At 73.4% G+C, this 26,068-nt stretch carries 27 protein-coding genes and 2 pseudogenes; 9 read left to right on the top strand and 20 right to left on the bottom strand.

Going from position 1 to position 26,068, the window contains the following annotated elements:
• Window positions 1-28 precede the first annotated feature (28 nt).
• Both MCBG_RS18945 and MCBG_RS18940 read left to right on the top strand, forming a co-directional pair.
• Window positions 29-955, top strand: coding sequence for a phytoene/squalene synthase family protein (locus tag MCBG_RS18945; RefSeq protein WP_043327518.1), 927 nt, complete (start codon window positions 29-31; stop codon window positions 953-955).
• Window positions 952-2,276 (top strand): annotated as a pseudogene (locus tag MCBG_RS18940) (deoxyribodipyrimidine photo-lyase). Before MCBG_RS18945 ends, MCBG_RS18940 begins: the two are co-directional and overlap by 4 nt.
• Before the next feature lie 355 nt (window positions 2,277-2,631).
• Here the strand turns inward: MCBG_RS18940 and MCBG_RS18935 are convergent.
• Window positions 2,632-3,732: a serine hydrolase domain-containing protein gene (locus tag MCBG_RS18935; RefSeq protein ID WP_043327517.1), complete on the bottom strand. Its 1,101-nt coding sequence runs from the start codon at window positions 3,730-3,732 to the stop codon at window positions 2,632-2,634.
• 92 nt (window positions 3,733-3,824) lie between these two features.
• Between MCBG_RS18935 and MCBG_RS18930 the strand changes: the two genes are divergently transcribed.
• Window positions 3,825-5,309, top strand: coding sequence for a dihydrolipoyl dehydrogenase family protein (locus MCBG_RS18930; RefSeq protein ID WP_043327516.1), 1,485 nt, complete (start codon window positions 3,825-3,827; stop codon window positions 5,307-5,309).
• A 4-nt stretch (window positions 5,310-5,313) separates the two neighbouring features.
• Here MCBG_RS18930 and MCBG_RS18925 read toward each other — a convergent pair whose 3' ends face one another.
• The 3 genes from MCBG_RS18925 to MCBG_RS18915 are packed head-to-tail and all read right to left on the bottom strand — an operon-like array spanning window position 5,314 to window position 6,750.
• Window positions 5,314-6,078 carry a crotonase/enoyl-CoA hydratase family protein gene (locus tag MCBG_RS18925; RefSeq protein WP_043327515.1) on the bottom strand — a complete coding sequence of 255 codons (765 nt, stop codon included), beginning with the start codon at window positions 6,076-6,078 and terminating at the stop codon, window positions 5,314-5,316.
• 40 nt (window positions 6,079-6,118) lie between these two features.
• Entirely contained in the window at window positions 6,119-6,544 is a 426-nt protein-coding gene (locus MCBG_RS18920) for a PIN domain nuclease (RefSeq protein WP_043327514.1), read from the bottom strand.
• Window positions 6,541-6,750 (bottom strand): type II toxin-antitoxin system VapB family antitoxin, encoded by a 210-nt coding sequence (locus tag MCBG_RS18915; protein ID WP_030500628.1) that lies wholly within the window; start codon window positions 6,748-6,750, stop codon window positions 6,541-6,543. Before MCBG_RS18915 ends, MCBG_RS18920 begins: the two co-directional genes overlap by 4 nt.
• Window positions 6,751-6,860: 110 nt before the next feature.
• Between MCBG_RS18915 and MCBG_RS18910 the strand changes: the two genes are divergently transcribed.
• Entirely contained in the window at window positions 6,861-7,712 is an 852-nt protein-coding gene (locus MCBG_RS18910; protein ID WP_043327513.1) for a Rieske (2Fe-2S) protein, read from the top strand.
• Window position 7,713: 1 nt separating this feature from the next.
• Here MCBG_RS18910 and MCBG_RS18905 read toward each other — a convergent pair whose 3' ends face one another.
• Genes MCBG_RS18905 through MCBG_RS18850 form a run of 12 tightly spaced genes read right to left on the bottom strand, consistent with a single transcriptional unit; the run spans window position 7,714 to window position 16,645 of the window.
• On the bottom strand, window positions 7,714-8,724 hold the full coding sequence (locus tag MCBG_RS18905) for a LysM peptidoglycan-binding domain-containing protein (RefSeq protein WP_043327512.1): 1,011 nt from the start codon (window positions 8,722-8,724) through the stop codon (window positions 7,714-7,716).
• Between the two features lie 15 nt (window positions 8,725-8,739).
• On the bottom strand, window positions 8,740-9,171 hold the full coding sequence (locus MCBG_RS18900; RefSeq protein ID WP_043327511.1) for a hypothetical protein: 432 nt from the start codon (window positions 9,169-9,171) through the stop codon (window positions 8,740-8,742).
• Window positions 9,168-9,641 (bottom strand): TadE/TadG family type IV pilus assembly protein, encoded by a 474-nt coding sequence (locus MCBG_RS18895; RefSeq protein WP_043327510.1) that lies wholly within the window; start codon window positions 9,639-9,641, stop codon window positions 9,168-9,170. Before MCBG_RS18895 ends, MCBG_RS18900 begins: the two co-directional genes overlap by 4 nt.
• The gene (locus MCBG_RS18890) at window positions 9,638-10,120 is read right to left on the bottom strand and encodes a TadE family protein (RefSeq protein WP_043330748.1); all 483 of its coding nucleotides are present in this window, start codon (window positions 10,118-10,120) and stop codon (window positions 9,638-9,640) included. The genes MCBG_RS18895 and MCBG_RS18890 overlap by 4 nt, the downstream gene beginning before the upstream one ends.
• On the bottom strand, window positions 10,120-10,329 hold the full coding sequence (locus tag MCBG_RS18885; RefSeq protein ID WP_013283462.1) for a hypothetical protein: 210 nt from the start codon (window positions 10,327-10,329) through the stop codon (window positions 10,120-10,122). Before MCBG_RS18885 ends, MCBG_RS18890 begins: the two co-directional genes overlap by 1 nt.
• Before the next feature lie 23 nt (window positions 10,330-10,352).
• Window positions 10,353-11,198, bottom strand: a complete 846-nt coding sequence (locus MCBG_RS18880; RefSeq protein WP_124779077.1) for a type II secretion system F family protein — start codon at window positions 11,196-11,198, stop codon at window positions 10,353-10,355.
• 14 nt (window positions 11,199-11,212) lie between these two features.
• Window positions 11,213-12,166, bottom strand: coding sequence for a type II secretion system F family protein (locus MCBG_RS18875; protein WP_369799315.1), 954 nt, complete (start codon window positions 12,164-12,166; stop codon window positions 11,213-11,215).
• Window positions 12,109-13,647 carry a CpaF family protein gene (locus MCBG_RS18870; RefSeq protein ID WP_043327508.1) on the bottom strand — a complete coding sequence of 513 codons (1,539 nt, stop codon included), beginning with the start codon at window positions 13,645-13,647 and terminating at the stop codon, window positions 12,109-12,111. The genes MCBG_RS18875 and MCBG_RS18870 overlap by 58 nt, the downstream gene beginning before the upstream one ends.
• Complete coding sequence (locus MCBG_RS18865) at window positions 13,637-14,470, bottom strand: P-loop NTPase family protein (RefSeq protein ID WP_043327507.1); 834 nt, start codon at window positions 14,468-14,470, stop codon at window positions 13,637-13,639. Before MCBG_RS18865 ends, MCBG_RS18870 begins: the two co-directional genes overlap by 11 nt.
• On the bottom strand, window positions 14,470-15,135 hold the full coding sequence (locus MCBG_RS18860) for an SAF domain-containing protein (protein ID WP_043327506.1): 666 nt from the start codon (window positions 15,133-15,135) through the stop codon (window positions 14,470-14,472). Before MCBG_RS18860 ends, MCBG_RS18865 begins: the two co-directional genes overlap by 1 nt.
• The gene (locus tag MCBG_RS18855; RefSeq protein ID WP_043327505.1) at window positions 15,132-16,085 is read right to left on the bottom strand and encodes a hypothetical protein; all 954 of its coding nucleotides are present in this window, start codon (window positions 16,083-16,085) and stop codon (window positions 15,132-15,134) included. The genes MCBG_RS18860 and MCBG_RS18855 overlap by 4 nt, the downstream gene beginning before the upstream one ends.
• A complete protein-coding gene (locus MCBG_RS18850; protein ID WP_043327504.1) occupies window positions 16,079-16,645 on the bottom strand; it encodes a hypothetical protein in 567 nt (188 codons plus the stop codon). The genes MCBG_RS18855 and MCBG_RS18850 overlap by 7 nt, the downstream gene beginning before the upstream one ends.
• A 1,514-nt stretch (window positions 16,646-18,159) precedes the next feature.
• On the opposite strand from MCBG_RS18850, the pseudogene MCBG_RS18845 reads away from it, so the two are divergent.
• Window positions 18,160-18,453, top strand: a pseudogene (locus MCBG_RS18845) (prepilin peptidase); the annotation flags it as partial.
• 108 nt (window positions 18,454-18,561) lie between these two features.
• Window positions 18,562-20,937, top strand: a complete 2,376-nt coding sequence (locus tag MCBG_RS18840; protein WP_043327503.1) for a glycoside hydrolase family 65 protein — start codon at window positions 18,562-18,564, stop codon at window positions 20,935-20,937.
• Here the strand turns inward: MCBG_RS18840 and MCBG_RS18835 are convergent.
• A complete protein-coding gene (locus MCBG_RS18835; protein ID WP_043330744.1) occupies window positions 20,910-21,392 on the bottom strand; it encodes a hypothetical protein in 483 nt (160 codons plus the stop codon). The two genes, MCBG_RS18840 and MCBG_RS18835, sit on opposite strands and share 28 nt — an antisense overlap.
• Before the next feature lie 115 nt (window positions 21,393-21,507).
• Between MCBG_RS18835 and MCBG_RS18830 the strand changes: the two genes are divergently transcribed.
• Complete coding sequence (locus MCBG_RS18830; protein WP_043327501.1) at window positions 21,508-22,281, top strand: SAM-dependent methyltransferase; 774 nt, start codon at window positions 21,508-21,510, stop codon at window positions 22,279-22,281.
• Between the two features lie 8 nt (window positions 22,282-22,289).
• Here MCBG_RS18830 and MCBG_RS18825 read toward each other — a convergent pair whose 3' ends face one another.
• Both MCBG_RS18825 and MCBG_RS18820 read right to left on the bottom strand, forming a co-directional pair.
• Window positions 22,290-22,583: a hypothetical protein gene (locus MCBG_RS18825; protein WP_043327499.1), complete on the bottom strand. Its 294-nt coding sequence runs from the start codon at window positions 22,581-22,583 to the stop codon at window positions 22,290-22,292.
• Window positions 22,584-22,609: 26 nt separating this feature from the next.
• A complete protein-coding gene (locus tag MCBG_RS18820; RefSeq protein WP_043327497.1) occupies window positions 22,610-23,491 on the bottom strand; it encodes an RNA polymerase sigma-70 factor in 882 nt (293 codons plus the stop codon).
• Window positions 23,492-23,658: 167 nt separating this feature from the next.
• Between MCBG_RS18820 and MCBG_RS18815 the strand changes: the two genes are divergently transcribed.
• Together MCBG_RS18815 and MCBG_RS18810 are read left to right on the top strand one after the other, a co-directional pair.
• Window positions 23,659-24,144: a carboxymuconolactone decarboxylase family protein gene (locus MCBG_RS18815; protein ID WP_043327495.1), complete on the top strand. Its 486-nt coding sequence runs from the start codon at window positions 23,659-23,661 to the stop codon at window positions 24,142-24,144.
• A gap of 95 nt (window positions 24,145-24,239) precedes the next feature.
• A complete protein-coding gene (locus tag MCBG_RS18810; RefSeq protein ID WP_030500648.1) occupies window positions 24,240-24,704 on the top strand; it encodes a DIP1984 family protein in 465 nt (154 codons plus the stop codon).
• 227 nt (window positions 24,705-24,931) lie between these two features.
• On the opposite strand, the gene MCBG_RS18805 is transcribed toward MCBG_RS18810, so the two are convergent.
• On the bottom strand, window positions 24,932-26,023 hold the full coding sequence (locus tag MCBG_RS18805) for an epoxide hydrolase family protein (RefSeq protein WP_043327493.1): 1,092 nt from the start codon (window positions 26,021-26,023) through the stop codon (window positions 24,932-24,934).
• Window positions 26,024-26,068 lie beyond the last annotated feature (45 nt).

Raw genomic sequence — 26,068 nt, 5'->3', positions numbered from 1 at the left:
ATTGCTGCGTCGAAACTGAGGAGGGCCGATGGACGTGGATCTGGCCGCCGCCTATGACCGCTGCCGCGAGCTGCACCGGCGTCACGGCCGTACCTACTATCTCGCCACCCGGCTGCTCCCCGCCTGGAAACGGCGACATGTGCACGCCTTGTACGGATTCACCCGCTACGCGGACGAGATCGTCGACCGTACCGAGGACCTGCCGCCCGCCGAGCGCGCGGCCCGGCTGCGCGAGTGGTCGGATCGATTCGTGGCCGGGCTGCACGGCGCGTCGGTCGACGACCCGCTGCTCCCCGCCGTGCTGCACACCATCGCCGTGTTCGACCTGGACCGCGACGACTTCGCGTCGTTCCTGCGCAGCATGGCGATGGACCTGACGGTGATGTCGTACCCGACCTACGACGACCTGCTCGACTACATGGAGGGCTCGGCCGCCGTCATCGGCACCATGATGCTGCCGATCCTGGGCAGCTCCGACCCGGCCGCCGCCCGGGAGCCCGCCCGCCAGCTCGGCTTCGCCTTCCAGCTCACCAACTTCATCCGGGACGTCGCCGAGGACCTCGACCGGGGCCGGACCTACCTGCCCGACGAGGATCTGGCCAAGTTCGACGTCACCCGCGCCGACCTCGTCGCGGCCAAGGCCGCCGGTCGCACCACGCCGCGCATCCGCGAGCTGATCGAGTACGAGGTGACCCGCGCGCAGGCCCACTACCTCGCCGCCGCGCCGGGCATCCCGCTGCTCAACCCCGCCTCGCAGGCGTGCATGCGCACCGCGTACGCGCTCTACGGCGGCATCCTGGACGAGGTCGCCGCGCAGGACTACGACGTCTTCGTCCGCCGGGCCCTGGTGCCGCAGCGGCGCCGGATGGCGGTGGCCGCGCGGGCGCTGCTCACCCCGCCCGGCACGCCGGTTCAGGTGCCCGGCCCGGCGCTGGAACCGGCCCTGGCCGGATGACCGGCCGGACGGCGGTCGTGCTGTTCACCCGCGACCTGCGGGTGCACGACCACCCGGCGCTGGCGGCCGCCTGTTCCGCGTTCGAGCGGGTGGTGCCGCTCTACGTGCTCGACCCGGAGTTGCAGCAGCTCTCGCCGAACCGCACCCGCTTCCTGCACCAGAGCCTGGCCGACCTGCGCGAGGCGCTGCGCAAGCGCGGCGGCGACCTGGTGATCAGGCGCGGCGACCCGGTGGCCGAGACGGTGAAGCTGGCCCGGAAGGTGGGCGCCGAGGGCGTCGGGCTCTCCGCCGACTTCAGCCACTACGCCCGCAGCCGGGAACCCGCCTGCGCGCCGAGTGCGACCGGCACCGCATGTTCCTGCGGTTGTTCCCCGGCCTCAAAAATACGAACGAGCCGGGCGCGCTGCGCCCGAGCGGCGGCGACCACTACCGCGTGTTCAGCCCCTACTTCCGCGCCTGGCAGGGCGTGCGCCTGCGGGACGAACTGGCCGCGCCGAAGCGGGTCCGGCTGCCCGACGGCGTCGACCCGGGCCGCCTGCCCGACCCGCCGAAGGGCGACAGCCCGGCCGCCGCCGTGGGCGGGGAGAACGCCGCCCGCCGCCGGCTCACCGCCTGGCTGCCCACCCTCGACCGGTACGACGACATCCACGACGACATGGCCGGCGACGAGACCTCCCGGCTCAGCCCGTACCTGCGCTTCGGCTGCGTCTCCCCGCTGGCGGTGGCGACCCGGGCCGGCGACCGCGACGGCCCGTTCGTCCGGCAGCTCTGCTGGCGCGACTTCTACCACCAGGTCGTCGCCGGATTCCCGGACCTGTCCACGGCCGCCTACCGGCGGGGCGCCCGGGAGGACTGGCGGTACGACGAGCACGCGCTCGACGCCTGGACCGAGGGACGGACCGGCATGCCGATCGTGGACGCCGGCATGCGTCAGATGCGCGCCGAGGGCTGGATGCACAACCGGGCCCGCCTGATCACCGCCGGCTACCTGACCAAGCACCTCGGGCTGGACTGGCGGCCCGGCCTGGAAGTCTTCTTCCGGTGGTTGCTCGACGGCGACCGGGTCAACAACTCGGGCAACTGGCAGTGGGTGGCCGGCACCGGCAACGACACCCGGCCGTACCGCGGCTTCAACCCGGTACGGCAGGCCGAGCGCTACGACCCCGACGGCGCGTACGTGCGGCGGTGGGTGCCGGAGCTGGAATCGGTGGCGGGCAAGGCGGTGCACCAGCCGTGGCGGCTGCCCGACGCTGTGCGTCGCACGCTCGACTACCCGCCGCCGCTGGAGGTGCCCGGCGCCGACCCGGTCTGGCTCCGCTGACGCCCTCGCCCCTCGCCGCCCGCCGCCCGCGCACGAGCGCGAACGTCACACGAGCCCAACGTCGCTGGCGGCCCGCGCGGGCCGCAGCACGGCGCCCACGATTACTGCGGGTGACTACACCTCTAGCCCGCGCCTATCCACCTCCGCCGACTTTGCTCTGCAGCCATATCCGCACCCGTTGCGGAACGTGACCGTGCGGGCCTCTCGCGGATTTCGGACCTAGCGGAAATCCGCTGCTCAACTCGGTGCTGCGCCAATGGGTGCAGAGCAAAGTCGGAAAAGGGGAAGCCAGGCGCGACTGCCGGCCGAATGCGCTGCGTGACGACGCGCCGGAATTACAGAACGTGACTGACCGTCAGAGGCAGGAGTGCAGCGCCTCGACCAGCTCCTCCACCCGATCGTGGTCGGCCAGCCGGGCGGTCGCGTACGCGAAGGTGTAGCCCCGCTCCGGGTCGGCCCAGGCGCTGCTGCCGCCGATCCCGCCCATGCCCCAGCTGCCGTCCGGCTCCCACTGCATGCCGAGCGTCCAGTACACCGGCCGGTCCAGCAGCAGGTCCGGCCCGGAATACTGCACCCGCGTCGCCTCGGCGACCAGCTCCGGGCTGAACAGGCGTACCCCGTCCAGGGCGCCGCCGGCGAGCAGGCCCGCGTACAGCCGGGCGAGCCCGGCGGCGGTGGCGTGCAGGTTCACCGCCGGGATCTCGGCGGCCCGCCAGAGGTCGCTGTTCACCATCGCGACGTCGCGCCCGCCGGGCGGGTTGTCCAGCGCCCGCGCCCGCAACGAACCCGGCTCGCCGCGCATCGCGTCCGGCCAGGCCGGATCGGCGTACGACAGGTCGGCGCACCGCCGCCGGTCGGCCTCACCCAGCCCGAAGGCCAGGTCCAGGCGCCACGGACCGGCGATCTCCTCGGCCAGGAACCGGCCCACCGGCCGCCCGTCCACCCGGCGGACCAACTCGCCCACCAGGTGCCCGTACGTCCAGGCGTGCTCGCCCGCGACGGCGCCCGGGTCCCACTCCGGCTCGGCCGCCGCCAGGTCGGCGCAGAGCAGGCCCCAGTCGGCGATGGCCGCGGCGGGCCGGGGCACCGGGAAGGCGGGCAGCCCGGCGGTGTGGGCGAGGACCTGCCGGACGGTCGCCGGGGTGCGGAACTCCGGCCAGTACGCCGACACCGGCGTGTCCAGGTCGACCCGGCCCCGGTCGACGAGCAGCAGCAGACAGAGCGCCACCACCGGCTTGCCGGTCGAGTAGACGTCCACGAGCGTGTCCGGACGCCACGCGCGGTCCGCCCCTGCCATCGGCACGACCGCACTGGGCGGGACCGCCGCCGCCGTGCCGCCCATCAGCTCGATCACCGGTACGCCGTCGTGCCACACCGCGAGCGACGCGCCGGTCTCCCGGCCGGTGACGAACAGGTCGTGGAAGCAGTCCCGGACCGGGGTGAAGCGCGTGTGCATGCGGCCACGGTAGGCGGTCGCGTTCGTGACGAGCGCGGGAATTCGGGGCCGGTACGGTGGCCGGTGTCCCGAAGGTACGGAATGCTTGCGGAATGGCGGAGCCGGAACAGGTTGACGTAGTAGTGGTCGGGCTCGGCGTCGGCGGCGAGGAGGTGGCCGGACGGCTCGCCGAGGCCGGCCTCACAGTGGTCGGCATCGAACGGGACCTGGTCGGCGGCGAGTGCCCCTACTGGGGGTGCGTGCCGAGCAAGATGATGATCCGGGCGGCGAACGCGCTGGCCGAGGCGCACCGGGTCAACGAGTTGGCCGGGTCCGCCCAGGTGCGGCCGGACTGGGCGCCGGTGGCGAAGCGGATCCGCGCCGAGGCCACCGACACCTGGGACGACAAGGTGGCGGTGGACCGCTTCACCGGCAAGGGCGGCCGGTTCGTCCGGGGCAGCGGGCGGCTCGACGGCCCGAACCGGGTACGCGTCGGCGACCAGGTGTTCCAGGCCCGGTACGGCGTGGTCCTCGGCACCGGCACCCGGCCCTCGGTCCCGCCGATCGACGGGCTGGCCGACACGCCGTACTGGACGAATCACCAGGCCATCGAGGTGGAGGAGCTGCCCGCGTCGCTGCTGGTGCTCGGCGGCGGCGCGATCGGGCTGGAACTCGCGCAGGTCTTCGCCCGGTTCGGCGTCCGGGTGACGGTGATCGAAGCGGCCGACCGGGTGCTCGCCGTCGAGGAGCCGGAGGCGTCAGCGCTCGCCGCCGACGCGCTGCGCGCCGACGGGGTGGAGATCCACACCGGGGTCAAGGCCGGCCGGGTCGGCCACGACGGCGGCGCGTTCACCGTGTACGCCGACGGCGCCGAGTTCACCGGCGAGAAGCTGCTCGTGGTGACCGGCCGCAAGGCGCACCTGGAGGAGTTGGGCCTGGACACGGTCGGGGTGGACGCCGGGCAGCGCTACCTGCCGGTGAACGACCGGATGCACGTCACCGACGGGATCTGGGCGGTCGGTGACCTCACCGGCGAGGGCGCGTTCACCCACATCGCCATGTACCAGGCCGGCATCGTGGTGGCCGACGTCCTCGACCACATGCGGCGTACCAAGGGCGGCCCGGACGCCAGCGGCACCGCGAGCGTGGTCGGCGGCGCGGCCGGTGTGGTCAGCTCGGTCGGCGGCGCGATGAGCGCGGGCGGGTCGAGCGTCGCGCCGGGCAGCGTCCCGGTCGCCGACTACCGGGCGCTGCCCCGGGTCACGTTCACCGACCCCGAGGTCGGCGCGGTCGGCCTCACCGAGCAGCAGGCCCGCGAGCGCGGCGTCAACGTCCAGGTCGGATACGCCGATCTCACCTCGTCGGCCCGGGGCTGGATCCACAAGACCGGCAACGCCGGGTTCATCAAGCTGGTTGCCGACGCCGACCAGGGCGTGCTCATCGGGGCCACCTCGGCCGGACCGGCCGGCGGCGAGGTGCTCTCCGCGCTCGTCGTGGCGGTGCACGCGGCGGTGCCGATCAGCCAGCTCCGGCACATGATCTACGCGTACCCCACGTTCCACCGGGCCATCGAGGACGCGTTGCGCGCCCTGAAGTGACGCCTCAGCCGGCCGGCGCACCGTGCCGGCCGGCCCCGGCGGCGAACCGGCCGGCCCCGCGTACCCCGTCCACCGCCAGCGACTCCATGCCGTAGGCCAGCTCGGTGGCCATCGCCTCCGGCTCCGGCTGCCCCGCGCCGTCCAGCACCGCCGCCCGGTCGTTGCGCAGGCACGTCTGCGGATGCCCGGCGATCGCGGCGGCCAGTTCCTCGGCCGCCGCGCGGGCCCCACCCGGCGCGACCAGCCGGTTGACCAGACCCATCGCGTACGCCTCGTCGGCGCCGACCGGGCGTCCGGTGAGGATCAGGTCCATCGCCCGGCTCTCGCCGATCAGCCGGGGCAGCCGGACCGTCCCGCCGTCGATCAGCGGTACGCCCCACCGGCGGCAGAACACGCCGAGCGTCGCGTCCGACTCGGCGATACGCAGGTCGCACCAGAGCGCCAGCTCCAGCCCGCCCGCCACCGCGTACCCGGAGATCGCCGCGATCACCGGCTTGGACAGCCGCATCCGGGTGGGGCCCATCGGTCCGTCCCCCTCGGGCTCGACGCGGTTGCCGCGCGGCGTGCCGACGGCCTTCAGATCGGCGCCGGAGCAGAACGTGCCGCCCGCGCCCCAGAGCACCGCGACCGCCGCGTCCGGGTCGGCGTCGAACGCGCGGAACGCGTCGGCCAGCGCTCGTGCGGTCGGCCCGTCCACGGCGTTACGGGCCTCGGGCCGGTCCAGGATCACAGTGGTCACGGCACCGGCGTGCTCGACGCGTACCCCCATGGGCTCAGCATGCCCGCGACGGCGCTGCCGTGGCTACGCCCTATTTGATCGAGCCGGGTCGGGTCAGCCAGCGCATCGGCTGGCCGGTGACGGCGCCGACCTGGTCGAAGTCCCGGTCGTAGTGCAGCAGCGAGAGGCCGTGGTACTCGGCGGTGGCGGCGATGAGCAGGTCGACCGCGCCCGCCGAGCGGTGCGTGCCCCGCGCGGTCAGCTCGCCCTGGATCTCGGCGGCGCGTTCGTAGATCCGGTCCGGCATGACCACCCAGCCGAAGGCGGCCCGGAGCTGCTCGGTCAGGCGCGCCCGGTCGGCGACCGAGCGGGCGGTGTAGAGGAATTCCAGCTCGACCAGCGGGCACACGGCGAGCAGACCCGCTGTCACCTGCTGTTCCCAGCGAGCCAGCACGTCGGGATCACGCAGGAGCCGGACGAGGGCGCTGGTGTCGATCAGGTAGTCGGCCAGCTTCACGAGCGGTAGGCACCCTTGTCGAGCAGTTCGTCGAAATCACCGGCCTGCCCGCGCTCGGCCAGCTCCGCCAGTGCCCGGGCGCGGCGCAGTCGCGCCGCGCCCTCGCGGAGAGCGACGTTCACCGTGTCCTTCTTGGTCTTCGTGCCGAACGCCTCGGCGGCATCCGCCAGCGCCTCGTCGTCGACGTCCACCAGGATCTTGGTCATCGCGGCTCCCTATATACGACCAGCCGCCCGAGTATATCCAGCGCGGAGGTCGTGCGAGGGAATTCCGGGGCGTCCGGTTTGGGGGCTCTCCTGCCGGGAAGTCGGAACGGGTGCGCGAACTACTGACGAAGATCGAACAGGCCACCGGTCTCGACCGGGTGGGTGACCGGTTGCAGCGCGCCGTCCAGGGCACGCTGCGTTCCCAGCGGGTACGCGACGCGCTGCACGGCGTGTGGCTCGGCCATCCGCTGCACCCCGCGATGGTGCAGGTGCCGGTCGGCGCGTGGATCTCCGCCGCCGTGGTGGACCTGCTGCCCGGCCAGCGCCGGGCCGCCACCGCGCTGGTGGGTCTCGGTACGGTCAGCGCGCTCCCGGCGGCGGTCGCCGGGCTCAACGACTGGGCCACGCTCTCCCGCGACCAGCGCCGGATCGGCCTGGTGCACGCCGCCGCCAACACGGTCGGCCTGGCGCTGTACGCCGGCTCGCTGGCGGCCCGCCTCAACGGGCGGCACGGCCTCGGCCGGGCGCTGTCCTACCTCGGTCTGTCCGCCGCCAGCGGTGGCGCGTACCTGGGTGGGCACCTCGCGTACAAGCAGGGCGCCCAGGCCAGCCAGAGCGTCTCCGAGCTGCACCTGATCAGCGACGGCTGGCACCGGGTCGGCGACCTGGGCAGCCTGCCCCGGCACGAACTGGTCACCAAGAAGATCGACGACGTCTCGGTGATCCTCTACCGGGACGGCGACGACGTCACGGTCATGCTGGAGCGCTGCCCGCACCAGAGCGGCCCGCTCGCCGAGGGCACTGTGGAGCAGATCGACGGTCACGCCTGCGTGGTCTGCCCCTGGCACGGCAGCGCGTTCCGGCTCAACGGCGGCGAGGTGGTGCACGGCCCGGCCGCGAACGACCAGATCGTGCTCCCCACCCGCGTGGTGTCCGGCCGGGTCGAGGCCCGGCTGCCCTGACTCACTCCCGCCGGTGCCGCCCGCTGGAACCCGCGCGGGCGGGCACCGGCCGCTTGCGCAACCCCAGCAGCGCGCCGATCTGCGCGCCCACGATGCTCGCGACCGCCAGCACCGCCGAGATGGCGAGCGGACGGTTGATGCCCTCCTCGGCGGTGGGCCGGGACGCGCCCGCCGACATGGCCGGCGGCTGACCGACCGGCGCCTCCACGGTGGGCGTCGCGTCCCGCGGGGTGGGCTTCGGCTTCGCCTGCGGCGCGCTCGACGACGCGCCGCCGCCACCCGGCTTGACCGGTGCGGTCTGGGCCGGTTTGGTCACCACCAGCCGCCCGGTGGCGTGCCGCCGGGCGCCGGAGTCCGTCGCGCCGTCCGGCAGCGTGATGAGCTGGCCGGGGCGGATCCGGTCCGGGTCGGCGAGCCGGTTCAGCCGGGCCAGCTCCTTGTACCTGTCGAAGTCGTCCAGGTAGCGGTCCGCCACCTCGCCCAGGTAGTCGCCCTTCGCCACCCGGTACACGGCCGGGTCGTCCGCCTTCGACGCGACCGGGGCCGGCGGCGCGACCCGGCTCGGCGCGGTGACGGCAGAAGCGGCGACCGCCGGCTGCGGGGCGGTCAGCGCGGCGGCGCTCGCCGCGGCCGGGCTCGCGGCCAGGATCAGCGCGACCGAACCGACGAGCGCGGCTGCGGCCTTCTGCTGGCGGTGCATGCCGGGCAGCTTCGGCGCCGGCCGGCGTACCGCAGCCGCGAGCAACTCCACCACGACGGAGAACGTGAACGTGGCCCAGCCGAACCAGCCCACCACCGCCAGCGCGCGCAGGAACAGTTGACCGTCGTCGCGGCTGGTCAACGTCGTACCGATCTCGGCGAACGTGGGCAGGTGATCCGGCAGCGGGTTGCCGGCGAACGCCAGCAGCGCGACCGGCCCGCCGGCCAGCACGCCGACGAGCACGACGAGGGCGCCGAGGCCGGTGAGAACCTGGCCGGCGCGGCGGACGGGGGAGCGTCGGGGTGCGCCCATGGCGGCCTTCCCTTCCTACGGTGGGCCGGTGAGCGCCCGAGCGGTGGCCTCACCGGTGACGGTGGCTGATTTCTGCACGCCGAACAGACTCAGCAGGTCCCGGCTGTAGGTGATCTGCACGCTCACCCGGATCTGGGTCTCGGCGCCGACCACGGGGAAGTCGACCTCGTGGTCCTGGACGCCGCCCGCCGCGTCGAGGTAGGCGGCGACAGCGGCGCGGGCGGCGACCTGGTCGATCTGCTTCGGGCCGCCCTCGATGGCCCGCGCGCGGTCGATCATCTGGCCGCCGGCGCGGGCCGCCTCGGCGGCCAGGTTGTCCGCGCGCTGGAGCGTGCGCAGTTGGCCGGCGCCGTCGTAGGCGAGGCTGATGATCGCCAGTACGCCGGTCATCGCCACGGCCAGGAAGAGACTCACCCGGCCGTTCTCCGCCGCGCGCCGCCCGGTCATCCGCGACTCCGGTAGGTGTCCAGCGGCGAGGTGAACCTCGCCGAGACGGTCTTGCCGCCGGGCACGCCGGGCAGGCCGGGCGCGCTCAGGTCGTCGAAGGAGACGGTGCAGGTCACAGTGACCGTCACGGTCGCCGGCACGCCTGCGGCGCTTGCGTACGCGGCGGCGAAGCTCGTCGTCGTACCGGCCACCGAGCCCGCGAGGTCGAGCTGGGGCGGGCCGGAGCAGTTCAGCCCCGCCCAGCCGAGCTGGTTCCGGGCCGCCTCCTCGGCGGCCTCCGCGCCGTCGTCGGCGTTGCGGGCCAGCGAGGCGGCCCGCGCGGCGTCGTGCGCGGCCGACTCCACCGCCTCGTCCGCGATCGCGGTCCGCCCGGCGACCCCGGCCAGCACCATCAGCCCGATGAAGGCGGGCGCGAGCACCGCCACCTCGATCGAGACGGAACCCCGGTCCCGCCGCGGCCCGGCGCTCATCCGGTGGTCCAGCGTTCGGCCGGGCCGTGCGCGGTCTGCGTGACCGCGAACGAGACACCCGGGATGACCGACAGGGAGCGCCCCTGCACCGTGCAGGTGACGGCGGTGGCGGTCTCGACGCACGTCGGGCCGGTCTGCTCCCAGTCGACCAGCCAGTCCCCGGACTGCTGCAGGAAGCTGATCGCCCGCTCCCGGCCGGCGTCCGGCCCGGCGTCGATCGTGCGCTGGGCGTTCACACCGGTCTGCGCGGCGTTGAGCGCCGTGGACCGGGCCACGAACCAGACGGCGACCTGGATCGAGCCGAACAGCATCACCAGGATCACCGGCATCACCACGGCCAGCTCGACCGGATTGGCGCCCCGCTCGCCCTCGGCCAGACGGGCGCGCAGAGCAGCGGCGATCCGCCCCGGACCGGGCGGACCGGCGGGCCGGCCGGCGGGCGCCGGCCGGCTCCGGACCGTACGGGCGGGGCGGGGCATCACGGGGCCTGCGGCGCCGTGTTGTTCGGGATGGCGTTCATCCAGTTGTTCGCCTTGGCCAGGGCGAGCCCGGTGACCGCCATGGCCACCGCGACCAGGCCGAAGATGATCACCGCGGTCGGCACCGGGCTGTCGCCGCGCTCGGAGTCCCGGCGCAGCTCGGCGAGGCGGGTGCTCACCGCCACGTACAGGTAGGCGTAGAGGTGCATGGTCGTCTCCTTCTCGATGGGGTTCACAGACGGGCGAGGAACGGATAGACGGCGAAGCCGAGCAGGACGAACACCAGCAGTGAGCCGGGGATGTCCAACTTGCTGGTGACCCCCTCGGCCCGGGCCAGGTTGTCGGTACGGATCTGGTCGCGCAGCGAGTCGGCACGGGACCGCAACGTCTCGTGCACCTGGGCGCCCTCGCTGCCGGAGGAGCGCATGATCGCGCCCACGTCGCCCAGCTCCGGGATGCCGATCCGGTCGGCCAGCTCCTGCAACTCGTCCCAGGGCGAGTGCATCTGGAGCTGGGCGAGCCGCAGCGCCTCCCGGATCCGGTCGAAGACCCAGCCGTCGCAGACCGCCGCCGCGCGTTCCAGCGACTGCACCGGGCCGTGCGCGGCGGACAGCTGCAGCGCCACCAGGTCGAGGTAGGTGCAGACCGCCTGCCGGAACTCGTCCCGGGCGGCGTCGGCCTTGGCGAGGACCGAGCGGTGCGCGAGCAGTCCGGCGCCGAGCGCCAGACCCAGGCTGGCCACCACCGGCACGGCCAGCGGCAGCGCCACCCCGCCGACGAAGAGCACCGCCGAGGCGACCGCCGGGGTGGCGAACCCGACGAGCGCGGAGAGCAGCACCGACAGCGCGTACTGCTCGGGGGTGCGGTCGAGCAGGGCGAGCTGCCGGTGCGGCGGGCGCAGCCAGCGGGCGAACCCGCCGAGCCAGTCCGGTCCGGCGCCGGCGGCCGGGGCCTGGCCGGGCGGCTGGTGCAGCCGGCGCAGCGCCGGGCCGAGCGCCGGGGTGGCCGGCAGCGCCTCGCGTACCACCAGGAACAGCCCGAGCCCGACCGCGCACCCGCCGAGGACTGCGATCGCCATCTGCCAGTTGAGGATCACGCGATTGCCTCCTCCGGATCGGGCGCCGGGAGGAAGCGCGCGGGCCGGGGCGGCTGGCTCATCGAGCGCACCCAGACCAGCAGGCCGACGAACGCCGCGCCGAGCACCGCCATCACGAGCTGACCGGTGAGCGTCCCGTAGGGACGGATGTAGTCGCTGTTCACCAGCCCGTACGCCAGGGTCGCCAGCGTCATGCCGGTGAGGAAGCGGACCGCGAACCGCGGCTGGGTGCGTTTGGCCTCGACCTCGCGCCGCGTCGCCACCTCGGCCGAGGCGGCGGTGGCGATCGAGCCGAGCACGTCGCCGAGGCGCTCACCCCGGTCGGTGAGGTGCAGGATCAGCGCGGCCACCACCTGGTCGGCGACCGGGTCGGCGATCTCGTCGGCGAAGGCGAGCAGGGCGGAGCGGGCCAGCCAGCCGGCCTGCAGGCGGGCGGCGAGCGTGCGTACCTCCTCCTGGATCTCCTCCGGCGCGGTGGCGATGGTGCCGATGATCGCCTGCTGGAGCCCCTGGCCGGTGGCCGAGATGTCCTTGAGCCGGCGGGTCCACTCGCCTACGGCTTCGACCCGGGCGATGGCCCGCTGCTCGGCCCGGCCCACCGCGAACAGCCACGGCACGCCCGGCACCGCGAGCGCCACCAGCAGGCCGACCACCGGCAGCCCGGTGAGCAGGAACGCCGCCGCCCCGGCGACCACCGCGGCGCCGAGCAGGAGCTGGTAGCGGCGCTGGTCGGCGCGGCTCGCGCCGGAACCGGTCCAGAGCCGGCTCAGGCCGGGCCCGGCGCCCGGGGCCGGGCCCGGTGGGCGGCGGGTGCCGACGAGCGCGACCACCGCCAGCACCAGCCCGGCCACGCAGGCCGCGCCGGAGACCAGGGCGATCAGTTCGATCTGCGTCACGCCGGGCCTCCGTTCGGCCGTGCCCCTAGGCGGGTGTGCCGGGGCCGCCGCCACGCGCCCACGCCGGCCTCGACGAACCGGGTGAGCAGGCGGGCGTCGTAGCCGACGCGCAGCAGTTGGTCGCGGATGCGTTCGGGCAGGTGACGGGGGACCGCGCGGCCGTCCGGCCCGGGGCCGAAGACGGTCGTGGTGGTGATCCGGTTGCCTTCGCCGACGCCGATGACCTCCTCGACGTGCGAGACGAAGCGGTGCTTGCGCCCGCCGATCGCGGTCTCGTCCTCGACCGTCACGTAGACGATCAGGTCGAGCGCGTTGCCGGCCATCCGGCGGGCCTGGTCGACTGTCATTTCCCGGCCGTGCGACAGCGCCAGCTCGATGATGCGTTCGCTCACCCCCGAGGGGGTACGCGCGTGGATGGTGCACATCGAGCCCCGGCTCGTGGTCATCGCCTGGAGCATCGGCACGATCTCCCGGGACCGCACCTCGCCGACGATGATCCGCAGCACGCCCATGCGCAGCGACACCGGGATCAGGTCGGCGATGCTGACCTCACCCGCCGGCCGTCCGTCCGCGCCGCGCTCGCCGTGCCCCTCCCGGGACTCGAAGCTCATCACCGCCCGGTGCTTGTGCCCACGCCGGGCCGGCAGCAGTTCCCGGCTCTCCTCCAGCAGCACGTACGGCTCGTCGGCCGGGATCTCGTCCATCAGCGCCCGGATGACAGTGGTCTTCCCGGCCCCGGCGAGCCCGGCGACCATGATGTTCAGCCCGGCCCGCATGGACGCGCGCAGGAAGTCGCGCAGCAGCGGGTCGATCATCTCGTCCAGGTCGGGCCGGCCGCCCGCGATGTCCTCCAGGCTCACCGCGAGCGTGTTGTGCTTGCGGATCACCGCGTACGGGCGGTGGCTGACCAGGAACACGGCGGCGAGGCGGCTGCCGTCGGGCAGTTGCAGGTCGAGCGTGGGCTTCGAGGTGGACAGCGACCGTTCGGTGGCACCCGCCCGGCGGGCCGCCGCCTGGAGGATCTCCACCAGCTCGTCGTCGGTCTCGGCGATCGGCTCGGCCCAGTCGACGCCGCCGCCGTGCCGGGTGATGCGTACCTGGTCGCAGCCGAGGATGTGCACCTCCTCGATGCTGTCGTCGACGAGCAGCGTCTGGAGCCGGCCCAGCCCGACGAGTTCGGCTGTCACCTGGTCGAGCAGCAGCCGTTCCTCGTCCGCCGCCATCGGCGTGCCGGACCGGCGTACCGAGTCGGCGTACGCGGAGACCACGGTGACCGCCAGCCGGGCGCGCTCGACCTCCTCGGCGTCGGCGTCGAACTCGCGGCCGCGCTGCCAATGGGTGAGCCGTTCGCTCAGTTCCCGGCGCAGCTCGCGGACCACGGCGAAGTCGATCCGGGGGCGCGGCGGTGGCGGGGGCGCGGCGGGGAGCGGGCCGGGCACGTGGTGCCGCCCGTTCGGCGGCGCCAGCGGCGGAACCGTGGAGACGACACCGGGCTGCTGCCCGCGCGGGTCGTGGGAGACCGGCTCAAACCGCACCGGACACCCCCGGCACGCTCGGGGCGGTCACCGCGCGCGGTGTGGTCGCGCCCGGCCAGGCGAGCCGGGCCCGCCGCCGGTCCAGCAGCGCCCGGACCGGCACCTCCAGGGCGCCGGCCGCGCGCATCAGCGGCCGGTTCGCGCGTACGGTGCCGCCGTGTGCGAGCACCTCGGCGGTACGCGGGTCGTGCGGCAGGCGGGCGATCACCGGCAGCCGCAGCGCCTTGCTGATCTCGCTGGTGCCGTGCCCGTCCCCGACCACGAGCAGCCGCAGCGTGCCCGGCGGTACGCGGTGCTCGGTGAGGTCCCGTTCGATCGCCCGGGCGGTGGCCCGGGTGGCGGAGAGGTCGGGCAGGGTCGCGCGGGTGACCAGCAGCACCACGGTGGCGGCCCGGAGCAGCGGCCACGGTGGACCGCCGACGGCGAGCCGGCCACAGTCGACGAGCACGTCGTACGGCGGTTCGCCGCGCTCCAGCCCGGTGAAGTAGTCGGCGAAGCGCTGCCACAGCGGGATCACGCTGCCGGCCTGGGCCGGGTCCACCACGCCGGGCAGCAGCAGCCGCTCGCGCCGGGGCGCGTCCAGGTCGACCAGCTGGGACCAGAACGTGTGCTCCAGGCTGCCGTCGCGCAGCTCGCCCACCGCCAGCTCACCGATGCCGCGCGGGCCGTCCAGGGCCCCGCCGAGGTAGCCGGCGAGGATCGAGCCGCCCGCCGGGTCGCACTCGGCCAGCACGAGCCGCCGGTGCCAGCTCAGCGCGGCGGCGAGCGCCGCGGTGGTGACGCCCGGCGATCCCTTCGCCGAGACCAGGGCGATGATCGCCATCAGGCCGCCTCGGTGAGCACGAGCGCGATCCGGTCGGCGGCGGCGAGCGCCACGACCGCCGGCACGTCCCGCACGGTCAGCGCCAGGTAGACCACCACGTCGCCGTTCTGCGGCGTGGCGGTGTCGATCACGGTGCCCTCGAACCGGGTTCCGCCGGCACGGGACGCGTCGGAGCCGTTCGTGGCGTTGCTCGGTGTGCTGACCAGCAGCACCTTGTCGCCGGGGTTCAGCTTGCGGGCCGGCACCTGCTCCGGTTCCAGCCCGAGAGCGATCTGCTGCTGGCCGGCGCCGAGCAGCGGGGCCTCGGTGAGCTGCGCCTCGGTGAGCAGCGTGCCCGGGGTGAGCCGGACGGCCGCCCGCAGTCCCAGCACCTCGTCCATCCGGTCGGCCGGCACCGGCTGGAGTTCCCGCCCGCCGGAGACGCGCACCGGCACCAGGTCGTCGGCTGTGAGTTGCCGGCCCACGTCGACCGGCCGGGCCACGGCCAGGTACGTGCCGGTGGAGCGCACCGAGGTGACCGCGAACGCCGCGCCGAGCCCGCCGAGGGCGATCAGCAGGATCGCCAGGCCGAGCAGGCCGGGCCGGACACGTCGCTGCCGGACCACCTTCGGCGGCGCGACCGGCGCCTCCATCGGGGTTCCGTTGCGGGCTGCCACCACACTCATCGGGTCACCACCTGAAGCTCGTTGATCTGTACCGGGATGACGCCGCTGGACCGGCTCTGGGCGATCACGCCGCTCTCCCCGCCGCCGGACCACTCGACGGTCCAGAACGTGGTGGCGCTGACCTGGTAGGTGTCGGCCTTCGGATAGCCGGCGTCGAGACCGCAGTCGGGCGAGGTCAAGCCGGCCCGTGGCCCGTCGGCCCGGTACGGTGTGCCCGGTCCGTGGCAGGTGACGTCGATGTCGTCGGACATGTGCCAGACGATCCGGTCCACCTTCGCCGTGATCCTCACGGTCAGCCCGCGGTCGGAGGCGGAGGCGCTCAGCGGCCCGAAGTACGCCTCGCCCGGGCTGGCCCACATCCAGACCGGCAGCCCGACCAGGCCGGGTCCCTGACTGCGCCGGGGCGCGACCGAGGCCCGGGGCGGGAGCAGCGAGATCGAGGCCAGCGCGCGCCGGGCCAGCTCCTCCGGGTCCGGCGGGGCGCCGTAGCCGGGCGGCGGGGCGTCCAGGAGTTCCTGGCGCATGCTGCCCGGGCTGGTGTCGCCGCCGTTGCAGGTGAGCTGGTACCACTGCTTGCCGGGAGGTGCCTCGTCCTGCGGCTCGGCGAGCTTGTAGTAGCAGCCGTCGGCGTTGTTGAACCAGCCGAGCGTCTCGTTGTAGCAGGGGATGACGCGGCCGTTCCACTGGCACTTCGGCGCGCCGCCGCCGTTGCCGCCGCCGCCGTTGTCCCCGCCGCCCGGCCCGCCCGGGCCGCCCGGGGTGCCGGGGTCGTCGTCCCACACGTCGCAGTCGGTCTGTTCCGGCGGGCACGAGCCACCGGGGTCGGCGGCACGCGCGGGCGCGCCGGTGAGCGTCAGCAGCGCGGCGAGGCCGGCGGCGAGCAGCACCCGGCGGAGCGTCCCGGCCCGGGGCGGGCGGGCCGGGACACCCCTTCCTCCCCAGGTCAGCACGGCTGGTCCTGATGTGCGGCGCCGCCGTTGATCAGCCACCGGCCGTCCGGGAAGCGGGCCGCTGTGGCGGTGGCGAGGTAGCGCCCGCCGCGGGTGCCCGGCACGGCCTTGCGGTCCTTGGCGTAGACGAGCCGGTAGCCGCTCGCGTCCAGGCAGTCCTGGATCTCGACGGTGGGTGGGCGGGCGGTCAGGTCGACCGAGACCACTGTGGGGTCGGAGACCAGTTTCCCGGTACGCATCGCGCCGTGCTCCTTCGCGTCGAGAATTGCCATTCGCACCCGGGTCAGCAGCGGATCAGCCAGAAAACGGGCCAGAGCGGGATGGGACGGATCGCTTCGGGCGCTCGCCGCCCGGGACGCGTCGAGATAGCCGGAATACGCGGCAAGCGCCGCCTTTTCGGCTTCCTTCTCCGCCTCGGCGGAATGGGTGGCGGGGGCGGCGGCGCGGCCGGTGAGCGGTCGGTTGGCCGCCTCCGGCTCGGTGCCGCAGCCGGCCGCGCCGACCGCCAGCGCGAGGCTGAGCAGGTAGATTTCCCATCGGCGGGATTGCCGTGTGCGCAACGCCGATCCCTCCTCGGTGCCGGCCCGGGGCGATCACGCCGACCCGCTCCGGGCATGCGGAAGCGCACCCGGAACTGTCGCTCCGGGTCCCCGTCGCCGCCACTCGTATTGACCTGTACTGATAGCTGCGGGTTCTGTGCCCTGACTCCTCCGACGCCAATTGATCGGGGGTTGCGTCGTACCCAAGGGGCGAGCATAAGCTCACGTCCGCCGATGCAACAGAGGCAATTCACGTGAACACGGTGAGTGAAGACGGGAGGTGGTGGCCGGTGTGTGTCGTCACGATGACGAGCGGGCTTCCGGTGGGCTCCGGGCCGGCGGGCGTGTGCTCACCCGTACCCGCCGTGGCGGTGGCGACGAGCCGCCGGTATGGGTGGGGAGCGGGCCGCTCGTCCGATCCGTCCCGCCGGTTCGATAGGGCTCACACCGCGGTCGGTCCCGGCCGGTCGCGCGTCGCGCCGCACGCCGCTGCGGGCTCCCCCGTCACATCAGCGCGAACGAGAAATCACTCTGCGTGCTCCACCATGGAACATACGGCGACCGGACGGGGGAGCCGGCGTGACCACTGAACGGGTACGGCGTACCGGACCGGTGGCCGAGGTCAGCCGTCCGGTCGTCCGGCTGCTGGCCGCCCTCGCGGTCGTACCGCTGCTCCGGCTGGCGGTGGCGCGTTACGCCGTACCCCCGGATTGTCCGGACCGGACGGCGTGCGACGGCTGCGCCGCCCCGATCGGGCTGGACCGGCCACTGCCGGCGCTCGGCCCCGCGGCCCGGTGCCCGGCTGCCGGGCGCCGGAGACGCACCTCGTCCAAGGGTGACACATCTCGTGAATCAGTTAGAGCCTTCCGTCATACGTGGTGGTCCACATCAGTCTCCGTCTATCAGTATTTCATTCATTAGGGCACCTGGCCAACTGAAGGTCTGACTAAGAGATAGGCAGAAAGAGTCAAGCACGTCCTCCCCGAGCAAACGTCGGCGGTTCGCTATTTGTGATATCAGGAATATTTGGCAGCCCAAATACACACTCGTCGAAAAAAGCATGAAAAATTGGAGCTGTTATACTTTCGTGTTGCTTACCAGAAATCTGAGGTACCATTTTTCAGACCTGCTCAGAACCTACACTCGCTTCTACGAATATAAAATCTAATTTCGGGCGTATTATAGAAGTGTATCGATCAGAAGAAGCGTTTGCGATACTTTCCGCCTAAATATAGCGCGACAGCGGAACCCATTGAATCTAGCGCAGCACGTGTCCAGGACCGGGGTAGGGCAATAAAGATGCAGGGTCAGGGTTCTAGACCCATTCTATGGATGGACCGCGGATGTGTAGACGGAGCAGTTTCGAACTGTATACAGGTGGACCTCTTCAGCAGAACGCGGTTGCGAAATAAAACTTGCATTAACGGGTGGTCAGACATTGTTAAGGGGCTTCCCGGTTTACCAGCAGCTTGGACCTAGTTCCTGCGTTCCTGTTATAGTAGAACCGTAACAGTATGACTGCTGAGCCCGTGGATCGCGCCACAGCCGCCGCTCTGGCGCTCGGCGGCGGCTTCGCCGCGACCACGCTGCTGCTCGGGCGGCGCGGTTTCGGCCTCGGCGACGCCAAGCTGGCGCTCGGCGCGGGCGCGCTGCTTGGCTGGTACGGCTGGCCGGTGCTGGTGGCCGGGCTGGTGCTCGCGCTCCTCCTCGCCGGGGCGACCGGAGTGGCGCTGCTCGCCGCCCGGCGGGTCCGCTGGTCCGGGCACCTGCCGTTCGGGCCGTTCCTGGTGCTCGGCACCGCCGCCACGCTGGTGCTCGTCACCGTGTGATCGGCCACCCGCAGGTGCGGGCGGGGTCGCCACGGGTATCGGGGTCCCAGCCGCCTCCCAGCCGGGTCTGGTTCGGTGGCGGTCCAGGCTTCGGACTCGGGAGGGCACGTGTCGCACGGCGACGACGGTTGGCGGATCCGGCGTACCAGCGCGGACCTGGACCGGCTGGGCGAGACCGAGTCGGTCTTCGCGCTCGCCAACGGCTGGGTGGGCTGGCGCGGGACGCTCGACGAGGGCGAGCCGTGCGGCATGCCGGGCAGCTACCTCAACGGGTTCCACGAGCAGCACGAGCTGAGCTACCCGGAGAGCGGGTACGCGTTCCCGGAACGCAGCGATACCGTGATCAGCGCGCCGAACGCCGCCCTGATCCGGCTCTGGGTGGGCGACGAGCCGCTGGACCTGCGCACCGGCACGATCCGGCGGCACCACCAGGAGCTGGACCTGCGCGCCGGGGTGGTCCGGCGGGAGACCGAATGGGTCTCGCCGGGTGGCCGGGGTGTCCGGATCCGCAGCACCCGCCTGGTCTCGCTGACCCGCCGTCCGGTCGCCGCCGTCGACTGGGCTGTCGAACCGCTGGACGAGCCGGTACGGCTGCGGATCGGCGCCGACCTGCTCGCCAACCAGCGTGTGCCGGAACGTGCCGACGACCCCCGGGCCGCCTCGGTGATCCACGACCCGCTCACCGGCGAGATCCGCCGCGACGACGGCTTGGACGGGGTGCTCGTGCACCGGACCGGGCGCAGCGGGCAGCGGGTCGCCGTCGCCGTCGCGCACCGGGTCGAGGCACCCGACGAGATCGCCACCGGCACCGAGCTGACCGCCGACCGGTTCCGGCTGGCGCTGTCCGGTCCGGTACGCCCCGGCGAGCGGATCCGGGTCACCCGGTTCGCCGCGTACGAGTGGGCGGAGGTCGACGGCACCCCGCCCGGTGAGCTGGCCGACCTGGTCGTCGCGGAGGCGGACGCGGCCCGGGCCGACGGGTTCGACGCCCTGCTCGCCGAGCAGCGCGCCGCGCTGGATGCCGCGTGGGCCACCGCCGACGTCGAGCTGGACGGTGACCCGGAGCTGCAGCTCGCGGTGCGGTTCTCGGTGTTCCACCTGCTCCAGTCGGGGCGCGCCGACGGGGCCCGGACCATCCCGGCGAAGGGGCTGACCGGCAACGGCTACGACGGGCACGTGCTCTGGGACACCGAGGGCTACGTGCTGCCGGTGCTGACGTACCTGGCGCCGGAGCTGGCCCGCTCGGCGCTGCGCTGGCGGCACGCCCACCTGCCCGAGGCCCGCGAGCGTGCGGCCGAGCTGCGTCTGACCGGCGTCACCTATCCGTGGCGGACGCTCAGCGGCCGGGAGTGCTCCGGCTACTGGCCGGCCGGCAGCGCGGGCCTGCACGTCAACGCGGACATCGCGGACGCGATCCTGCGGTACGTCGCGGCCACCGGCGACACCGCGTTCCTCGCCGAGTGCGGCGCCGAGGTGCTGATCGAGACCGCCCGGCTGTGGCACGGCTACGGCCACTTCGACGACGCCGGCGCGTTCCACCTGACCGGCGTCACCGGGCCGGACGAGTACTCCGCGCTGGTCGACGACAACGTCTTCACGAACCTGATGGCCCGGCGCAACCTGCGCGGCGCCGCCGACGCCGCCGAGGACTGGCCCGAGGTGGCCGCCCGGCTGGGTGTCGACGCCGCCGAGGTGGCCGGCTGGCGGGCCGCCGCCGACGCGATGTTCGTCCCGTACGACGGCAAGCGCGGCGTGCACGAGCAGTCGGCCGGGTTCACCGCGCAGCCGGAGTGGGACTTCGCCGGCACCGGCGAGGACGACTATCCGCTGCTGCTGCACTTCCCCTACCAGGAGCTGTACCGCAAGCAGGTGGTCAAGCAGGCCGACCTGGTGCTGGCCATGCTGCGCTGCCCGGGGGAGTTCACCGCCGAGGAGAAGACGCGCAACGTCGCCTACTACGAGGCGCGGACCGTCCGGGACTCGTCGCTGTCGGCGTCCGCGCAGGCGATCCTCGCCGCCGAGGTCGGGCACCTCGACCTGGCGTACGACCTGTTCGCCGAGACGGCGTTGCAGGACCTCGCCGACCTGGGCGACAAGACCGCGGACGGGCTGCACCTGGCGTCCCTGGCCGGCGCCTGGCTGGTGGTGGCGCAGGGCTTCGGCGGGCTGCGCGACGACCGGGGCGTGCTCGCGTTCGAGCCGCGGCTACCGGGGCGGATCACCCGGCTGGTGTTCCACCTGCGCCGGCACGGGCACCGGCTGCGGGTCACGCTCACGCCGCGGGAGGCCCGCTACGAGCTGCCGGACGCCGGTCCGGGCGACGCGGTCGAGCTGTGGCACCACGGCGAACAGCTCCGCGTCACCGGCGACGGGCCGGTCATCCGGCCGATGCCGCCGGTGCCCGACCCCGGCCCGGAGCCGCAGGCCCCGCCCGGCCGCCGTCCGGAACGGCGCGCTCAGGAGGCGGCGGGCGGCGACGACTGAGCCGGCAGGCCGGACATCCGGGCGACGACCTCCTCCAGCGCCTCGAACGCGTACGCCCAGTTGTGGCACTTGAAGCTGCGCAACCCGGTGATCGGGGTGCGGCAGTCGGCACAGTGGACGCCCGGGATCGCGTCCGGGACCTCGGTGTTCACGTACTTGCGTTCGCCGAGGATCACCCGGGCGATCATCGTGCGGTCGTGCACGCCGTGCAGCGCGGACGCGACGATGTCGTACCAGGTCGGCCGCCGCCCGCACTTCGGGCAGTCCGGCTCGTCGCCGCTGACCCACAGCGGGGCGCCGATGCTGCGCGCCGGCATGTTCAGCAGCTTCTCCAGCCGGCGTACGTCCGCCTCCGGGGTGGTCCAGCGGTGCCGCCCGGGCAGCGACGCGGGCGAGTCGTAGACGGCGCGGAACACCGCCGGCTCGACCTCCACTGTCTCCCGTCCACCTGTCATCGGTACCTCCTCGCGACGGCGTGTCCCACCGTCGTACCAGGTGGACGGCGGGATCGGCCGGATCGTCGACACGACGGGTCAGCGGTGTGTCGCGCAGAGTGCTAGACATCGAGGCGTGACGGAGGCTGAGAACCGACCCAATGTCGCCCGGATGTACGACTACTACCTGGGCGGCTGCCACAACTTCGCCGCCGACCGGGCCGCCGCCGAGGAGGTCCTGAGGATCTTCCCGGACACCGGCGTCGCCGCGCAGAGCAACCGCGCGTTCCTGCGCCGGGTCGTGCGCTGGGCCGCCGAGCAGGGGATTCGCCAGTTCCTCGACATCGGCGCCGGCCTGCCCACGCAGGGCAACGTGCACGAGGTGGTGCGCGCGATCCGCCCCGACGCCCGGGTGGTCTACGTCGACCACGACGAGGTGGCGGTCGCGTACGCCCGGCGGTTGCTGCCCACCGACGGCCGCACCGTGGTGCTCCGGGGTGACCTGCGGCGGCCCGGCGAGTTGCTGGCCGACCCGACGCTGCGGGCCACCATCGACCTGAGCGAGCCGGTGGCGGTGCTGCTGTTGGCGGTGCTGCACTTCGTGCCGGACGCCGACGACCCGTACGCGGCGGTGGCGACGCTGCGCGACGCCACAGTGCCGGGCAGCGTGCTCGCGCTGTCCCACCTCACGCTGGACGGCCTGCCGACGCTGCCCACCGAGCAGGGCACCGCGATCTACCGCCGCAGCAGCTCCCCGCTGGTGCCCCGCACCCGCGACGAGGTGGCCCGCTTCCTCGACGGGTACGAGTTCGTCGATCCGGGCCTGGTCAAGGTGGCGGACTGGCGGCCCGACGGCGAGCCGCAGGCCGCGGTGTCGCACGGCTACGGCGGGGTGGGCGTGCGCCGCTGAGGCGGGAGTCAGTCCAGGCCGCCGTGCGCGGCCCAGAGCGCGGCGGCGCGGTCAGCCGCCGCCGCCACGAGCGCGGCCAGTTCGGGCCGGTCGGGCACCCGGAACGACACGTACGCGCCGCGGCCGCCGGCGGTGGGCCGGCCGTACGCCTTCGCGGCGAGCCGCCCGTCCGGCAGCAGCCGCACGTTGAGCGTGGTCAGGGTGAACTCCTCGCCGCGCCGGGTGTCGGTCCAGCGCAGCTCCTCCGGCACCGTCACGTTGATGGCGAGGGCGCTGACGTCGGGTGAGGCGGCGCTGCTCATCCGGCGATCGTCCCACGACCACGCGCTCACCGGCGCAGTGTGGTTTCCCGGGTCATGCGGGACAGCTTTTCCGGGTTGCGCACCGCGTAGAGGCCGCTGATCCGGCCGTCGTCGAGGCGTACCGCGACGACGGTGTCCAGCTCGCCGTCGAGGCGTACCAGCAGCGCCGGGTAGCCGTTCACCTGCGCCGGTTCCATCGACGCCACGGCGGCGATCCGGGACCAGCCGCCGGTCAGCAGCCGGGCCACCTTGTCGCCGCCGGTGACCGGGCGGGCGAGCGCCTGCTTGATCCCGCCGCCGTCGCCGACCAGCACCGCGTCCGGGGCCAGGACGCGGAGCAGCCCGTCCAGGTCGCCGGTCTCGACCGCCCGCCGGAACGCGTCGAGGGCGTCGCGGGCCTCGGCCGCCGGGACGGTACGCCGGGGGCGGCGCGCCGCGACGTGGGCGCGCGCCCGGTGCGCGATCTGCCGCACGGCGACGGGCGTCCGCTCGACCGTCTCGGCGATCTCGTCGTAGCCGACGTCGAACACCTCACGCAGCACGAACACGGCCCGCTCGGTCGGCGTCAGCGTCTCCAGCACCAGCAGCATCGCCATCGACACGCTCTCGGCCAACGCCACGTCGTCCGCCACGTCGGGCGCGGTGAGCAGCGGCTCGGGCAGCCACGACCCGACGTACGACTCCTTGCGCCGCCCGAGCGTGCGCAGCCGGGTCAGCGCCTGGCGGGTGGTGATCCGCACCAGGTAGGCGCGCCGGTCCCGCACCTCGCCGAGGTCGACGCCGGCCCAGCGCAGCCAGGTCTCCTGCACCACGTCCTCCGCGTCGGCGGCCGAGCCGAGCATCTCGTACGCGACGGTGAAGAGCAGGTTGCGGTGCGCGAGGAAGTCCTCGGTGGCCTGGTCCGCCATGACTGGCTCCTCCGCTGTCTGGCTGCGCTCCCCACCAGACGCCGCCCGCGACCGCCGTGTGACATCGGGTCGCTGTGGTGGTCCTCACCCGCCGGCGCCGTCACGCCGGAGCGGTCCCCGGCATCTCGTGTTCGTCCGACACCACCGAAGCAGAGAGGGCGCAACCCATGCAGACCCGATTCAACCTGTTCGAGAACCCGGTCTCGGCGGCGTTCATGAAGCGTTTCGCCGGCGCGGGCCTGGCGATCCACCAGTCGACGTTGCCGCGCACCGTCCAGGAGCTGGTGTCGCTGCGGGCCAGCCAGATCAACGGCTGCGGCTGGTGCATCGACATGCACACCAAGGAGGCGGTGGCCGGGGGTGAGAGCGCGGTCCGGCTGAACCTGGTCGCCGCCTGGCGCGAGTCGACAGTGTTCACCGAGGCCGAGCGCGCGGCGCTGGCGTTCGCCGAGGAGGGCACCCGGTTGGCCGACGCGCATCAGGGCGTGTCCGACGAGACGTGGGCGCGGGTACGCGAGCACTACGACGACGACCAGATCGCCGCGCTGGTGTGCCTGCTCGGGCTGATCAACGCGGCGAACCGGTTCGCGGTGCTCGTGCACCAGCGCGGCGGCTCGTACGAGCCGGGGATGTTCGCGGCGGCGATGAGCTGAGCGTCGCGGCGGCGGTCCGGCCCGGTCGTCCCGGGCCGGACCGCCCCCGGAAAACGCGGCGACACCCGTGCTCCCCGGTGGCCATACTGCTCGCCATGAAGATTGCGGAGGCCCTTGCGCTGCGGGCGGATGCGGCGCGACGCGCCGAACAGCTCCGTGCCCGCATCACCGCGAGCGCCCGCTACCAGGAGGGCGAGACGCCCGCCGAGGACGCCTCGGCGCTGCTCGTGGAGGCGGCCGGGGTGCTCGGTGAGCTGGAGACGCTGATCCGGCGGATCAACCGTACGAACGCGGCGACCGTCGTGGACGGTGGCACCCTGACCGACGCGCTCGCGCGGCGCGACGTGCTGCGCCTGCGGCACGGCGTGGTCACCGCCGCTGCGGACGCCGCTGCGGGCGAGGGCCAGCGCGGCTACCGTCAGCTCCGGTCGGAGCTGAAGATGGTCCCGGCGTTGCCGGTGGCGGAGCTGCGCCGGCAGGCCGACGACCTGGCCCGGCAGATCCGCGAGGTGGACACCACGATCCAGCGGACGAACTGGGAGGTCGACCTGCTGGACTGACGAGTCGCGGAGCAGGTAGCCGACGTGGAGGCGTGCACGCCCCCGAGAGCCGGCGGGCAATCCGGCTCACTCCTGGTGCGCCGAGGGCAGGCGCCGGGGTTCGACTCCCCAGCACACACCGCACGCCCAGCACGGGACACAGGTGACGGCGCACAGGGCACGGCACACCACCAGGTGCAGATCCACGTCGGTGAGGGTGGGACAGGGGACTTCCGCGACTCGTCCCGTCACCGTAGGTTCCAGAAGAACGACCGGACGTCGTCGACGAACAGGTCCGGCACCTCCAGCGCGGCGAAGTGACCGCCCCGGTCGAACTCGCTCCAGTGCCGGATCGTGTACGTCAGCTCGGCGATCGGGCGTACGGACCGGGTGATGTCGTGCGCGAACACGGCGACTCCGAGCGGGGGCGGGCAGGGCGCGGGCGGGCCACCGAACGCGCTCTCCCGCACCAGCCGCGCGGACGAGGCGGCGGTGCCGGTGAACCAGTAGACCGAGACGTCGGTGAGGATGCGGTCCACGCTGACGGCCGATCCCGGGTCGGTCCACTCGGTGAACTTCTCCGCGATCCACGCGAGCTGCCCGACGGGTGAGTCGTTGAGCGCGTACGACACGGTCTGCGGGCGGCTGGCGTAGAGCACCTGGTGCGGGTGCCGCTGCGTCTTGAGCCGCATGATCCGGGTGAGCCGGTCCCGGTCCTCGCCGGACAGTCCGGCCTCGCCGGTCCAGCCGGGTGGCGGGGGCGTGGGCAGGTAGTTGAGGTGCACGCCGACGACGTGTTCCGGGTCGACGCCGCCGAGCCGGGTGGAGATCACCGAGCCCCAGTCGCCGCCCTGGGCGCCGTACCGCCGGTAGCCGAGCCGGCGCATCAGCTCGGCCCAGGCGCGGGCGACGCGGTCGACGTCCCAGCCGCGTTCCCGGGTCGGGCCGGAGAAGCCAAATCCGGGGATCGACGGTACGACCAGGTGGAACTGCTCGGACAGCAGGCCGATCACGTCGAGGAACTCCACGACCGAGCCGGGCCAGCCGTGCGTGAGGATCAGCGGCAGCGCGTCCGGGTCGGCGGCCCGTACGTGCAGGAAATGGATGTTCTGTCCGTCGATGGTGGTGGTGAACTGCGGATACCGGTTCAGTTCGGCCTCGGCCCGCCGCCAGTCGTACGCGGTGCGCCAGCGCTCGGCCAGCTCGCGTACGCGGGCCAGCGGGATGCCGTAGTCCCACCCGGCGCCTGGTAGCTCGTCGGGCCAGCGGGTGCGGGCCAGGCGGTCGGCCAGGTCGTCGAGGTCGGCCTGGGGGACGTGGATACGGAACGGCTCGATCACGGTAGCTCCGATCGTTGGTGTCACTAATGTTTGTGCGACGAACGA

Origin of the sequence: Micromonospora sp. M42, assembly GCF_000568915.1 — a bacterium.
Lineage (GTDB): Bacteria > Actinomycetota > Actinomycetes > Mycobacteriales > Micromonosporaceae > Micromonospora > Micromonospora chalcea.
The sequence above is the reverse complement of the archived record's forward strand: the minus strand, read 5'-3'. Positions and strand labels throughout refer to the sequence as shown.